General features: G+C 60.6%; 9 protein-coding genes. 3 read left to right on the top strand and 6 right to left on the bottom strand.

Annotated features, from left to right (window positions below; translation table 11 throughout):
* Nucleotides 1-26: 26 nt before the first annotated feature.
* Together B3M58_RS16965 and B3M58_RS16960 are read right to left on the bottom strand one after the other, a co-directional pair.
* Complete coding sequence (locus tag B3M58_RS16965) at nt 27-527, bottom strand: DUF934 domain-containing protein (protein ID WP_296220864.1); 501 nt, start codon at nt 525-527, stop codon at nt 27-29.
* Nucleotides 511-2,169 (bottom strand): nitrite/sulfite reductase, encoded by a 1,659-nt coding sequence (locus B3M58_RS16960; RefSeq protein ID WP_296220861.1) that lies wholly within the window; start codon nt 2,167-2,169, stop codon nt 511-513. The genes B3M58_RS16965 and B3M58_RS16960 overlap by 17 nt, the downstream gene beginning before the upstream one ends.
* Before the next feature lie 541 nt (nt 2,170-2,710).
* Here B3M58_RS16960 and B3M58_RS16955 point away from each other — a divergent pair.
* Nucleotides 2,711-3,781, top strand: a complete 1,071-nt coding sequence (locus tag B3M58_RS16955; protein ID WP_414704103.1) for an ABC transporter substrate-binding protein — start codon at nt 2,711-2,713, stop codon at nt 3,779-3,781.
* Nucleotide 3,782: 1 nt separating this feature from the next.
* Here the strand turns inward: B3M58_RS16955 and B3M58_RS16950 are convergent, their stop codons facing one another.
* Nucleotides 3,783-4,004 (bottom strand): DUF2970 domain-containing protein, encoded by a 222-nt coding sequence (locus B3M58_RS16950; protein ID WP_296220857.1) that lies wholly within the window; start codon nt 4,002-4,004, stop codon nt 3,783-3,785.
* 351 nt (nt 4,005-4,355) lie between these two features.
* Nucleotides 4,356-5,396 (bottom strand): RNA methyltransferase, encoded by a 1,041-nt coding sequence (locus tag B3M58_RS16945; protein WP_296220856.1) that lies wholly within the window; start codon nt 5,394-5,396, stop codon nt 4,356-4,358.
* 153 nt (nt 5,397-5,549) lie between these two features.
* Between B3M58_RS16945 and B3M58_RS16940 the strand changes: the two genes are divergently transcribed.
* Nucleotides 5,550-5,852, top strand: a complete 303-nt coding sequence (locus B3M58_RS16940) for a DUF1883 domain-containing protein (protein WP_296220855.1) — start codon at nt 5,550-5,552, stop codon at nt 5,850-5,852.
* A 25-nt stretch (nt 5,853-5,877) separates the two neighbouring features.
* Here B3M58_RS16940 and B3M58_RS16935 read toward each other — a convergent pair whose 3' ends face one another.
* Both B3M58_RS16935 and metH read right to left on the bottom strand, forming a co-directional pair.
* On the bottom strand, nt 5,878-7,254 hold the full coding sequence (locus B3M58_RS16935) for a sensor domain-containing protein (protein WP_296220853.1): 1,377 nt from the start codon (nt 7,252-7,254) through the stop codon (nt 5,878-5,880).
* Nucleotides 7,255-7,310: 56 nt separating this feature from the next.
* Nucleotides 7,311-11,027 (bottom strand): methionine synthase, encoded by a 3,717-nt coding sequence (gene metH, locus B3M58_RS16930; protein WP_296220851.1) that lies wholly within the window; start codon nt 11,025-11,027, stop codon nt 7,311-7,313.
* Between the two features lie 171 nt (nt 11,028-11,198).
* Between metH and B3M58_RS16925 the strand changes: the two genes are divergently transcribed.
* Nucleotides 11,199-13,478 (top strand): fatty acid cis/trans isomerase, encoded by a 2,280-nt coding sequence (locus B3M58_RS16925; RefSeq protein ID WP_296220850.1) that lies wholly within the window; start codon nt 11,199-11,201, stop codon nt 13,476-13,478.
* Nucleotides 13,479-13,481 lie beyond the last annotated feature (3 nt).

Below are 13,481 nucleotides of genomic sequence, written 5' to 3'. Positions count from 1 at the left end.
AGGGCTTTTTTTGGCTTGTGCTTAGCTCACGGCTGGCGGCGGCGGAACAGCGGCTGAGGCTGGTCGCACGCGGCCTGGTAGACCTCGTCGAAGTCGTTCAGGCTGGCCAGTGCATCGTACGGATCACGATCCGGGCGAATTGCGTAGGCATCGAAGCCGCAGCGTTTCATGAAGAACAACTGGTCGCGCAGAACATCGCCAATCGCCCGCACTTCACCTTGGTAGCCATAACGCTCGCGCAGCAAACGCGCACTGGAGTAATGGCGGCCGTCGGTGAAGCTGGGGAAGTTCAGGGCAATCACTTGGAAGTTGGCGAGGTCGTCGGCAATTTCTTCGATTTCCTCGTCGGCATCCAGCCATACGCCCAGGCCGCCGTCGCGGGCTTTCAGGGCGTGGTCGTGCTCGCGCCACAGGCTCAGTGGAACGATCAGGTCGTCACAGTTGGACAGGCTATCCAAAGTCGCGTCCTTGGGCAGCAGGTGCCAGGTTTCGTCGACGACTTGGTTGTTCTTAATGATTCGCTGCATAGACGCGCTCCTTGAACAGGTCGATGCCGATACGGCGGTAGGTGTCGATAAAGCACTCGTCTTCGGTGCGCTGTTCAATGTAGACCTTGATGATCTTCTCGATCACGTCGGCCATGGCATGCTCGGCGAAGGACGGGCCGAGAATCTTGCCCAGGCTGGCATCGCGGTTGGCGCTGCCGCCGAGCGAGACCTGATAGAACTCCTCGCCTTTCTTGTCCACCCCAAGGATGCCGATGTGGCCGACGTGGTGGTGACCGCAGGCGTTCATGCAGCCAGAGATATTCAGGTCGACTTCACCGATATCGAACAAGTAGTCGAGGTCGTCGAAGCGGCGCTGGATGGCTTCGGCAATCGGGATCGACTTGGCGTTGGCCAGGGAGCAGAAGTCGCCACCTGGGCAACAGATGATGTCGGTCAGCAGGCCGATATTCGGCGTGGCGAAACCGTTCTCGCGCAACTCGCCCCAAAGCTGGAACAGCTGACTCTGCTCGACGTCGGCAAGAATCATGTTCTGCTCGTGGGAGTTACGCACTTCACCGAAGCTGTAGCGGTCGGCCAGATCGGCAATCGCATCCAGTTGTTTGTCGGTGACATCGCCCGGTGCTACGCCGGTTGGCTTGAGCGACAGGGTGACGGCCACATAACCGGGCTTTTTGTGCGCGCAGGTGTTGCGCGCGCGCCAGCGGGCAAAGCCGGGATGCTCTGCATCCAACTCAGCGAGCGCGGCGGTTTGCTGCTCCAGCGCTTTGTAGGCCGGATCGACGAAGAACTGCTTCACGCGTTGGACTTCGGCGTCGGTCAGGGTGGTCGGGCCATCCTTCAGGTGCGCCCATTCGGCGTTGACTTTTTCCGCGAAGACTTCAGGGCTCAGCGCCTTGACCAGGATCTTGATCCGCGCCTTGAACTTGTTGTCGCGGCGGCCATAGCGGTTGTACACGCGCAGGATGGCGTCGAGGTAGCTCAGCAGGTGTGGCCAGGGCAGAAACTCGTTGATGAAACTGCCAACGATTGGCGTGCGGCCCAAACCGCCACCGACCGAGACACGGAAACCCAACTCGCCGGCATCGTTGCTGACGGCTTCCAGGCCGATGTCGTGCACTTCAATTGCCGCACGGTCGCTGACCGCACCATTTACGGCGATCTTGAACTTGCGTGGCAGGAAGGCGAATTCGGGGTGGAAGGTCGACCACTGGCGGATGATTTCACACCAGGGGCGCGGATCGATCAGTTCGTCGGCGGCGACACCGGCAAACTGGTCGGTGGTGGTGTTGCGAATGCAGTTGCCGCTGGTTTGAATCGCGTGCATCTGCACGGTGGCCAGCTCGCCGAGGATGTCCGGAATGTCTTCAAGTTCGGGCCAGTTGAACTGTACGTTCTGGCGAGTACTGATGTGTGCATAGCCCTTGTCGTAGTCACGGGCGATCTGCGCCAGCTTGCGCACCTGCGTCGACGACATCAGGCCGTAGGGCACGGCGACGCGCAACATCGGGGCGTAACGCTGAATGTACAGGCCATTCTGCAGGCGTAGCGGGCGGAACTCTTCGCCGCTCAGCTCGCCGGCCAGGTAGCGGCGGGTTTGATCACGGAACTGCTTAACGCGGCTCTCGATGATGTGTTGATCGTACTGGTCGTATACGTACATGAAGGGTCCTGTTTTCAGGCTGCTTGCAGCAAATCAGCGCGCACGGCCGCGCACTCCAGGCGGAGCCGGGGCAAGATACCAGCTCAGGGTTATGCGCAAAAGTGAAGAATTAGTATATGAACAGAACTGTAAGAACTAAGGCGACGCCAAAGCATAACCACAATGCTTGAGCAAGACGCCGTCCTGGTCTTAACTGCAAGGGCGATCCACCCATAAGCACAATAAAGGGGTAGCCAATGACCGAACATTCCGAACCCGATAACCGCGACAGCGTGGTTGACGCCAGCGCGATCTTTGCCTTGATCCTGATTGCCGTGCTCACCGCGGTATTCTGGGTCAGCAACCAGTAGATCCGGTTGCTGGACTGATACCGCTGGATTGATGAGGAAGCGGGCTTCAGGCAACTGAAGCCCGCTCTTTTTGTGGGTTTACAGATGGGTGGCGGCAAAATGCCACTGCTTCGGCTTTACAATGCGCGCGCATTTTTGAGGGTGTGTGCGTGATCAGGTTAGTCGTTGGTTTTTTCTTTGGGGTGTGGCTCGTGCTCTTTGCTGGCGCGACGCATGCGGCGTCCGCCGCCAGTATCAGCGTCGGGACCAAGCCGGCGTCGGTGGTATTTCTCAATCCAGGTTATGCCAATGAGCGATTCTGGGTCGCATACAGCGCGTTTATGCAAGCCGCTGCCGATGATCTCGGCATGCACCTGGAGGTGATTTATGGCGACCGAGACCCGCAGCGTTTGCTGAGTAACGCGCGCCGTGTGTTGGCGCGCCCGCAACAGCCGGATTACCTGGTGTTCGTCAATGAGATGTATGCCGCGCCAGAACTGCTGCGCTTGTTCGCCGACAGCCCGACCAAGCTATTTTCCGTGCACAGCACCCTGACACCCGAGCAGCGCAGCATCGTCGGCGGGCCGCGTGAGCACTACCGCAACTGGATTGGCAGCCTGATTCCCAACGACGAAGAAGCCGGCTACCTGATGGCGAAGGCGTTGATCGCCAAGCTCAAGGGTCAGCCGGGTGAGCTGCTGGCATTTTCCGGTACGCGCCACACACCGTCGGCACTGCTGCGTCAGCAGGGCTTGCGCCAGGCGCTGGCGGAACACCCAGAAGTCAAATTGCAGCAGCTGGTGTATGGCGAATGGACGCGCCAGCGCGCCTACGAGCAGGCGCAAACGCTGCTACAGCGATACAGCCATGTGCGCCTGGTCTGGTCGGCGAATGACGAGATGGCTTTTGGTGCCATGCAAGCGGCGCAGGAGCTGGGTAAGCGTGCGGGCACGGATCTGTATTTTTCGGCCCTGAACAACTCTGAAGAAGTGCTGCGGGCGCGAATGGCCGGCCAGGTCTGTGTCTTGGTGGGTGGACATTTCACCCTGGGTGGCTGGGCCATGGTGCTGCTGCACGATTACCACGCGGGGCAGGACTTCGCCGTGCGCGGCGGTAAGGACCAGATCGCGCCGGTATTTAGCCTGCTCGATGCCGAGCAGTCCGCGCGCTTGTCGACACGTTTGCAGGTGCCAGGTTATGACCTCGACTTTCGCCGTTTCAGCGCCCTTTATCAGCCGCGGATGAGGGCTTACCGCTTCTCGATCACACCGTTGTTGCAGTGATTCAGACGCCGGCGAAATGCAGCACCAGCTTGACCACGGCTATGATCACCAGCACGAACAGTGCGGTGAACAGCACGCCGAGCATAATGAAATGGCTAGGTTTGCCGCGGCTAAAGTCGCGGCTGCGGTTTTTCCCGCTCTGTACGCCGAGTGCTGCCGCCAACACGCTTTGCAGCATTTCCCACAAAGTCAGCGGTTTGTCGTTGTCGTCGTGCTCGCTCATATGCACCTCCGTCGTTCAAGTCTAGCTGCTTATAGCCTGATGCGGCGTTGCCATATCAGCGCGACAATCAACGAGGTCAGCCTGCGGTGGAGAACTTGCCCTGTTGCATGGGGTTGGCGCGTGTGAATCGCCCGGTTTTCGTGGCTGCCGCCCGATGCTCTGAGGTCGGTTGGCGTTGAGCGTAGCGAAGTCCAACAGCCTGTGGCAGAGTCGCTGGGCTTCGTCGCGTCCCCTCAGGCTACACCCACGACCCTAATCTACGGCTTATTGTGTTTGGCTGGACCATGGCGCAACCGCGTACGCCGAGCTGTCGCTGGTGTCGCGGCCGGGCTGGGAGCGCTGGGTGTACCGTCAGCGGGGCGGTGTCTGCTGGCGCCGGGTGTTGAGCACGCCGGCGGCGCGGGCGCGTAACTGACCGCAGCCGCCGTCGATGTCCTGCCCGGCGGAGTTGCGCACCTTGGTCAATACGCCGCGGCTGTGCAGATAGCGCACGATTTGCACGATGCGCTCACCATCGGGGCGCTGGTAAGCGTCGGCTTCCAGGCTGTTGTAGGGGATCAGGTTCATCAGCGCGTACTTGCCCTTGAGCAGGCGCAGGATGCCGTCCATTTCTTCCTGGCTGTCGTTGATGCCCTTGAGCAACGTCCACTGATACTGGATTGGGTAGTCGATCTGCCGGGCATAGCGCTCGCCCAATTCCACCAGTTCTTCCGGGTCGATGCGCGGCGCGCGCGGCAGTAATTGCTGGCGCAGTTCGGCGTTGGTGGTGTGCAGCGAGAGCGCCAGGGCCGGCTTGATGTGTTGCTGCGGCAACCGCTCGAACACCCGCGGGTCGCCCACGGTGGAAAACACCAGGTTGCGCTGGCCAATGCCCCCTTCGGTGCCGAGCAGGTTGATCGCTTCGAGCACGTTGTCGAGGTTGTGCGCCGGTTCGCCCATGCCCATGAACACCACCTTTTTCACCGGACGAAAGCGCCTGGCGAGTGCGACTTGGGCAACGATTTCAGCCGTACTTAACTGCCGCAGCAGGCCGCTCTTGCCAGTCATGCAGAACACACAGCCCACCGCGCAGCCCACTTGGCTGGACACGCACAAACCATCGCGCGGCAGCAGCACGCTTTCCACCATCTGCTTGTCGGCAAGCTCCACCAACAGGCGTGCTGAACCATCGGCCGCCGGGTGCTCGGCGCTGAGGCGGGCGAGGGCGTTGAGCTCTTGCGTCAGCTGTGGCAACGCTTGGCGCACGCTGAGTGGCAGAAAATTCTCGGTTTTCTGATGGCGCGTGCCTGTGTCCAGCGGTAACCCACGCAGCCAGGCACGGCTGATCCGCCCGATGTGCATGGGTTTGGCACCGAGGTCGGTCAGGCGTTGGTGAAAATCATGGATGTGCATGGCGCGCGCATCCTAGCACCGGGCAAGCTGTGTGGGTATCCGTCGCGATTGCCTGCTAGATCGCCGCTGACGCCGGCTTGTGCTTTGCTCAAGCGGGCCTACACACTCATACTAGCGGTTTGATTTAGCTGACAAAGCTGTGCGGAGCGGTAGATGAAATTCATACACCAACGCGAACACCTCAACGAAGACGATATTGTCGTCATCGAGTGCTCGCAGACCTGCAATATCCGCCTGATGAGCGATGCGAATTTTCGCAGCTTCAAGAATGGCGGCCGGCATACCTACCACGGCGGCGCGTTCGACAGCTTTCCCGCCAAGATCACCGTACCGAGCAGCGGTTTCTGGAATATCACTATCGACACGGTGAGCCGCAAGGCCATCAGCGTGACGCGCAAACCGACGCTGAAACATTCGATCAAGATCATCCGCAAGTCGACTTCGCGCCTGAGCTGAGTGCCACGCCGGCGTGTGTTGGTGGCTACTCGTCCTGAATCTGGGCATGCAGCGCTAGGCTGTGGCCCAAGCGGTACTGGTTATTGCCGCTGCGCTTGGCTTCATACATCGCCAGGTCGGCGATATGAATGAGCTTATCCATCGTCGGCGCGTGATCCGGGAACACTGCAATGCCCAGGCTCGCGCCGATGCGTTGATGTGTGCTGCCCACTTGAATCGGCAGTGCGAGAGCGGCGAGGACTTTGCCCGCGATGTTATGGGCCTCTTCCTTGACGTCGTTGCCCGCGACGATGCCCTCCAGAATGGCGACGAATTCATCGCCGCCAATACGCGCCAGGGTATCCGACTCACGTAGCGCAGCGCTGAGTCGTGCACAGGTGCTGATCAGTACGCTGTCGCCGGCGGCATGCCCGTGGCGGTCATTGATCGCCTTGAAGCCGTTGAGGTCGATAAACACCAGAATCACCCGGGTCGTATTGCGCCGGGCCCGGTCGAGGGCTTTGGCCAAGTGCTCTTCGAATACCAGGCGGTTGGCCAAGCCCGTCAGCGGATCGTAATGGGCGCGCTGATGCAGCTGATTGGCCCAGGCTTTTTCTTCGGTGATATCACGCACCACGCCCATCATTTTCAGTGCGTTACCCTGCGCGTCCTTGATCACGTTGCCGGTTTCGCGAAGCCAGCGCTGGGTGCCGTCGGGCCAGAGCACCCGGTACTCTTCGTCGTGATTTTCACCGGTTTCGATGCACCGTAACTCGCCAGCCCGGACATGGGTGCGGTCTTCTGGGTGGACGCTGGCGCAGAAGCGCTCGTAGGAGGGCGTTACTTCTCCGACCTGGTAGCCGAACATGCCGTAAATGGCGTCCGACCAATAAAGCTGGTCGGTGTCGATTCGCCAATCCCAGGTGCCGATGCGAGCGAAGTACTGACTGCGTTTGAAGCGCTCGACATCTTCGCTTGATCCACTGTCGTCAGGGGGCGCATGGATAAGCACAATCACCGCCGTGTCGGCCGAGGTCTCTTGCGCGATGTTCAGGCAGCTGATTTCGAGCGGATATGGCAGGCCGTCGCGACGCAAGGCGTTGGTGTGCTGACGCAAGCCGCTCGCTGCCGCGTCAGTGCGTTGCGCCGCATTGGCAAACTGCGGCAGCCAGGTGGCGAGGTGAGTGCCATCGAGCTCTGCCGGGCTTAGGCCAAACAGATGGGCTGCCGCCTTGTTGGGTTGGCGGATGATGCCGTTGGCATCGACCAGCATGACCCCCTCGGAGAGCTTGTCGAGCAGCGCCGGGCAAGCAACCCATGGCGTTTGCCGACTGGGTTTGCGGCGTAGCCGTGCAGCCCAGAGCACCGTTAACAGCGCGAGCGTGATGGCCATGCCAAGGAAGACTGCGATGATTTCCGTCACGACTGATCCCGCTGTAAATAAGGGCCACACCTGCTAGTGCGGTTGTGTGGCTTACCTCAATTGTCGTAGCCCAGGTTCGGCGCCAACCAGCGTTCGCTGACGTTCAGATCCTGCTGCTTACGGGCGGTATAGCTTTGCACCTGATCCTTGTCGATCTTGCCGACGGCGAAGTACTGCGCCTGTGGGTGGGCGAAGTACCAGCCGCTGACGGAGGCGGCGGGGAACATGGCGTAGTGCTCGGTGAGGAATACGCCGCTACGGCCGGCCTTGTCGAATTCGGCAATCGGGTCGAGCAGGTTGAACAGAGTCTTCTTCTCGGTGTGGTCCGGGCAGGCCGGGTAGCCGGGAGCAGGGCGGATGCCTTTGTAGGCTTCCTTGATCAGCTCGTCATTACTCAATGCTTCTTCCGGGTCATAACCCCAGTAGTTGGTGCGCACTTCGCGGTGCAGCCATTCGGCGCAGGCTTCGGCCAGGCGGTCAGCCAGGGCTTTGACCATGATCGAGTTGTAGTCGTCGCCAGCGTCCTGATAGGCCTTGGCTACTTCTTCTGCGCCGATGCCGGCGGTGGTGATAAAACCGCCGACGTAGTCGGTGATACCGCTGTCCTTCGGCGCAACGAAGTCAGCCAGCGAGTAGTTCGGCTTGCCGTCCGGCTTGATGGTTTGCTGGCGCAGGTGGTGCAGGGTGGCCAGTTTCTCGCCGTTGCCTGAGTAGACATCCAGATCGTCGTCGTTCACCTGGTTGGCTGGCCAGAAGCCGAAGACGGCGCGGGCGCTGATCAGCTTCTCGTCGATCAGCTTCTTCAGCATTTCCTGGGCGTCGGCATACAGTGCGGTGGCGGCTTCGCCGACCACTTCATCGGTGAGGATGCGCGGGAACTTGCCGGCCAGGTCCCAGGAGATAAAGAACGGCGTCCAGTCGATATATTCGGCCAGCACCTTGAGGTCGATATTCTCTAGCACCTTCACGCCGGTAAATCTCGGCACGGTGGGCTGATAGGTCGCCCAGTCGAACTTGGGTTTGTTTTCCACCGATTTGGCGTAGCTCAGGCGCTCGGTGCGGGCGCTGCGGTTGGCGGTACGTTCGCGTACTTCGATGTAGTCGAGGCGAGTACGCTCGACAAAATCGGCTTTCAATTCCTTGGACAGCAGCTGAGTGGCCACGCCGACCGCGCGCGAGGCGTCGGTGACGTAGACCACGGCATCGTTCTGGTACTTGGGCTCGATCTTCACCGCGGTGTGGGCCTTGGAGGTGGTCGCGCCGCCGATCATCAGCGGCAGGCTAAAGCCCTGGCGCTGCATTTCGCGGGCGACATGCACCATCTCATCCAGCGACGGGGTGATCAGGCCGGACAGGCCGATGATGTCGCATTTTTCGGCAATCGCGGTTTGCAGAATCTTCTCCGCCGGCACCATCACGCCCAGGTCGACGATATCGTAGCCATTGCACCCTAGAACCACGCCGACGATATTCTTGCCGATATCGTGCACGTCGCCTTTCACGGTAGCCATGAGGATCTTGCCCTTGGCTTCCGGCTTGTCGCCTTTTTCCAGCTCGATAAAGGGGATCAGGTGCCCGACCGCCTGCTTCATCACCCGAGCTGATTTCACCACTTGCGGCAGGAACATCTTGCCGGCGCCGAACAGGTCGCCGACCACGTTCATCCCGGCCATCAGTGGGCCTTCGATGACTTCGATGGGCCGTGTGCACTGCTGACGGCATTCCTCGGTGTCTTCGATGATATGGCTGGTGATGCCCTTGACCAGCGCATGCTTGAGGCGGTCGACCACGCTCCAGCTGCGCCATTCTTCGGTCTCAACTTCCTTGACGCTGCCGTCGCCCTTGTAGTTGTCGGCGATCGCCAGCAGCGCTTCGGTGCTGCCTGCGTGGCGGTTAAGCACCACATCTTCCACCGCGTCGCGCAGTTCCTTGGGAATCTCGTCGTAGATTTCCAGTTGGCCGGCGTTGACGATGCCCATGGTCAGGCCGTTCTGGATCGCGTAGTACAAGAACACCGAGTGAATGGCTTCACGCACCGGGTTGTTGCCGCGGAAGGAGAACGACACGTTGGACACGCCGCCCGAGCTCAGGGCGTGGGGCAGGTGGTCGCGGATATAGGCGCAGGCCTCGATAAAGTCGACCGCGTAGTTGTTGTGTTCCTCAATGCCCGTGGCCACGGCGAAGATATTCGGGTCGAAGATGATGTCTTCCGGCGGGAAGCCCACGTCGTTGACCAGAATGTCGTAGCTGCGCTGGCAAATCTCGCGCTTGCGCGCGGCGGTGTCGGCCTGGCCGGCTTCGTCGAAGGCCATCACCACCACGGCGGCGCCGTAGCGCTTGCACAGCTTGGCGTGGTGCTTGAACTGCTCGACGCCTTCCTTCATCGAAATCGAGTTGACGATGCCCTTGCCCTGGATGCACTTGAGGCCAGCTTCGATCACTTCCCATTTGGAGGAGTCGATCATGATCGGTACGCGCGAGATATCCGGCTCGCCGGCAATCAGATTCAAGAAGGTGACCATGGCCTTCTGTGAATCGAGCATGCCCTCGTCCATGTTGATGTCGATCACCTGCGCGCCGGCTTCCACCTGCTGCAGGGCGACTTCGAGGGCTTCGGTGTAGTTGTCCTCGCGGATCAGCCGGGCGAACTTGGCCGAACCGGTGATATTGGTACGCTCGCCGACGTTGATAAACAGCGAGTTGCGGTCGATGGTGAAGGGCTCAAGACCCGACAGACGGCAGGCCTTGGGGATCTCCGGAATCACGCGTGGCGGGTATTTGCTCACCGCTTCGGCAATCGCCTGGATATGCGCCGGCGTGGTGCCGCAGCAGCCGCCAACGATGTTCAAAAAGCCCGAGGCGGCGAACTCTTCGACCACCACGGCCATTTCCGCCGGGGTTTCATCGTATTCACCGAAGGCATTCGGCAGGCCGGCGTTGGGGTGAGCGGAGACGTTGGTTTCCGCCTTGGCCGCCAGCTCTTCGAGGTACGGACGCAGGTCCTTGGCACCGAGGGCGCAGTTCAGGCCCACGGAGATCGGCTTGGCGTGACGCACCGAGTTCCAGAACGCTTCGGTGGTCTGCCCGGACAGGGTGCGGCCGGAGGCATCGGTGATGGTGCCGGAGATCATGATCGGCAGTTCAACGCCATCGTCCTCGAACACCTGTTGCACGGCGAAGATCGCCGCCTTGGCGTTGAGGGTGTCGAAGATTGTTTCGATCAGGATCATGTCCGCGCCACCTTCGATCAGGCCGCGGGTGGCTTCCACGTAGTTTTCCACCAGTTCGTCGAAGGTGACGTTGCGGTAGCCAGGGTTGTTCACATCCGGGGAGATCGAGCAGGTGCGGCTGGTTGGGCCTAATACGCCGGCAACGAAACGCGGGCGATCCGGGGTTTCCAGGGTCTTGGCATCGGCCACTTTACGGGCCAGGCGTGCGCCTTCGACATTCAGCTCATAGGCCAGGGACTGCATGCCGTAGTCGGCCTGGGACACTTGAGTGGCGTTGAAGGTGTTGGTTTCGAGAATGTCGGCACCGGCATCCAGATAGGCCTTCTCAATGGCGCCGATCACATCCGGGCGGCTGAGAATCAACAGGTCGTTGTTGCCTTTGACATCCTGCGGCCAATCGGCGAAGCGCGCGCCGCGGTAGTCCTCTTCTTCCAGCTTGTAGCTCTGGATCATGGTGCCCATGCCGCCGTCGAGGATCAGGATGCGTTCCTTCAGGGCTTGCTGAAGTGCGTGGAGGCGGGCGCTACGATCGGACAGAGACATGGACGGAATTACCTGAGCAAAGCTGAAACAAAAAGGTGCGCGATGATAGCAAACCTGTGCGCTTTTGCAGCAGGTCGGCCTTTTACATGAATCAGGCTCATGTTGATGCGTTGGCCTTGCATGGCGCATGGCGGCTAGAATCGCCGCCATTGCTAAATTAGGGATAGGGATATGCAGTATCGCGCCTTGCTCAGCGCTTGTTGTTTGCTCATCAGCCCGTTGCTTGCGGCGCAGCCGATTTCCTACAGCCGCGATGTTCAGCCGATCTTCACGCAGAACTGTGTGGCTTGCCACGCTTGTTACGACGCGCCGTGCCAGCTCAACCTGGGCAGCGCCGAAGGCGCCACGCGTGGTGCGAACAAGCTGCCGGTGTATAACGGCACGCGCACCGCCACGCAGGACACCACTCGCCTGTTTCTCGATGCTCACGGCAGCGATGCCTGGCGGCGCAAGGATTTCTTCTCGGTGCTGGAGCAGCAGGGCAGCCAGGCTGCATTGATGGCGCGCATGCTCGAGCTGGGCCGTGCCACGCCGCTGCAAGCCAATGCCAAGCTGCCAGATGACCTGGATATCAGTATCAACCGTGCCAATCAGTGTGCGCGGCCGGACGAATTCGACGCGTTCGCGCAGAAGCATCCGCAGGCGGGCATGCCTTTCGCGGTAACCGGCCTGAGTGAGGCGGATTATCAAACCGTGCAGCGATGGCTGGCCGAAGGCGCGCCGGTCGATCAGCAGATGCTGCAAGCCAGTGCTGCCGAAACCAGACAAATCGCGACCTGGGAAGCGCTACTCAATTCGCCGGGCGCCCGTGAAGACCTGGTCGGGCGTTGGCTGTATGAACACCTGTTCCTCGCGCATTTGTATTTCGAGGGCGGCGAGCCTGGGCATTTCTTCCAACTGGTGCGTTCGCGTACTCCCACCGGCAAGCCGGTCGATCCGATTGCCACGCGCCGGCCGAACGATGACCCCGGTACCGAGTTCTATTACCGTCTAGCGCCGATCCAGGGCGTGATTATGCACAAGACCCACATCACCTATCCGCTCGGGCCGAAGAAACTGGCACGGGTCAAGGAGCTGTTCTTCGCCAGTGACTGGCAGGTCGAGACCGTGCCCGGCTATGGCGCTCAGCGCCGTGCCAATCCGTTCGAGACGTTCGCGGCGATCCCGCCGCAGGCGCGCTACCAGTTCATGCTGGATAACGCCGAGTACTTCGTGCGTACCTTTATTCGCGGCCCGGTGTGCCGCGGGCAGATTGCCACCGACGTGATCCGCGATAACTTCTGGGTGGTGTTCCAGGACCCGCAGCACGACCTGTATATGAGCAATGCCGAGTACCGCGCCGAGGCGACGCCGTTATTGGCCATGCCGGGCCAGTTTGACGATATCGGCGACTTGCTCGGCTTGTGGCGCAGCTACCGCGACAAGCGCAATGCCTACGAGGCCTTGCGCATGGAGACCTACGCCGATGCCCCCGCGCCGAGTTGGTCGCATATTTGGGCGGGTAACGACAACGCACTGCTGTCGATCTTCCGTCAGCATGACAGCGCCTCAGTGCGCAAAGGCCTGCTCGGGGAAATTCCGCAGACGCTTTGGTGGATGGATTACCCGTTGCTGGAGCGTACCTATTACCAGTTGGTGGTGAATTTCGACGTATACGGCAATGTCTCGCACCAGGCGCAGACCCGCTTGTACTTCGATCTGATCCGCAACGGTGCCGAGCAGAACTTCCTGCGCCTGATGCCGGCAGAATCGCGCCAGGCGATCCTCGACGACTGGTACCAGAACAGCGGCAAGTTGAAGATGTGGATGGATTATCAGGGCATCGACGATGAAAGCCCGAGCGCCCTGCATCTCGATCAACAAGACCCCAAGCGCAGCTTTGTCGAGGCGTTGCTGGCGCGCTATGCCGACCTCAATGCGCGACCCGACCCGATCAATCGCTGCAGTGGCGCGCAGTGCCACCGCGATGGTCTCTCGCCTCAGTTGCAAGGGGTCGAACAGACGCTCAGTCGGCTGGCGAGCAAGCCGGCTGGCGGTTTGAAGGTCATCGAGCAGTTGCCCGAGACGACCGTGCTGCGCGTCGAGCTGGCTGATGGCCAACGCGAGGTCTACAGCCTGCTGCGCAACCGGGCGCACAGCAACGTGGCGTTCATGCTCGGCGAGGAACTGCGCTATCAGCCAAAACTGGATACGTTGACCGTTTCCCCAGGCGTACTCAGCAGTTACCCGAACTTCATCTTCAATCTCAAGGCAGAGCAGGTGCCCGAGTTCGTTGCGGCACTGGAACAGGTGCGTGATGCCGGCAGCCTCGAGCGGGTTGTCGAGCGCTGGGGGATTCGCCGCAGCCATCCCGAATTCTGGCGCTACTTTCACGACCTGTCGGCGTATATCCGCGAAACCGAACCGGTCGAAGCCGGTGTACTGGATATGAATCGTTATCAGAACCTGTAGGTT

Source organism: Pseudomonas sp. UBA2684 (assembly GCA_002354655.1).
Taxonomy (GTDB): Bacteria; Pseudomonadota; Gammaproteobacteria; order Pseudomonadales; family Pseudomonadaceae; genus Aquipseudomonas.
This window is presented reverse-complemented; position numbering and strand designations above follow the sequence as displayed.

What these genes read in the sequence shown, in the direction of transcription:
- metH (WP_296220851.1), bottom strand. Translation starts at nt 11,027, where the DNA reads ATGTCTCTGTCCGATCGTAGCGCCCGCCTCCACGCACTTCAGCAAGCC.
- B3M58_RS16950 (WP_296220857.1), bottom strand. Translation starts at nt 4,004, where the DNA reads ATGAGCGAGCACGACGACAACGACAAACCGCTGACTTTGTGGGAAATG.
- B3M58_RS16940 (WP_296220855.1), top strand. Translation starts at nt 5,550, where the DNA reads ATGAAATTCATACACCAACGCGAACACCTCAACGAAGACGATATTGTC.
- B3M58_RS16925 (WP_296220850.1), top strand. Translation starts at nt 11,199, where the DNA reads ATGCAGTATCGCGCCTTGCTCAGCGCTTGTTGTTTGCTCATCAGCCCG.
- B3M58_RS16960 (WP_296220861.1), bottom strand. Translation starts at nt 2,169, where the DNA reads ATGTACGTATACGACCAGTACGATCAACACATCATCGAGAGCCGCGTT.
- B3M58_RS16965 (WP_296220864.1), bottom strand. Translation starts at nt 527, where the DNA reads ATGCAGCGAATCATTAAGAACAACCAAGTCGTCGACGAAACCTGGCAC.
- B3M58_RS16945 (WP_296220856.1), bottom strand. Translation starts at nt 5,396, where the DNA reads ATGCACATCCATGATTTTCACCAACGCCTGACCGACCTCGGTGCCAAA.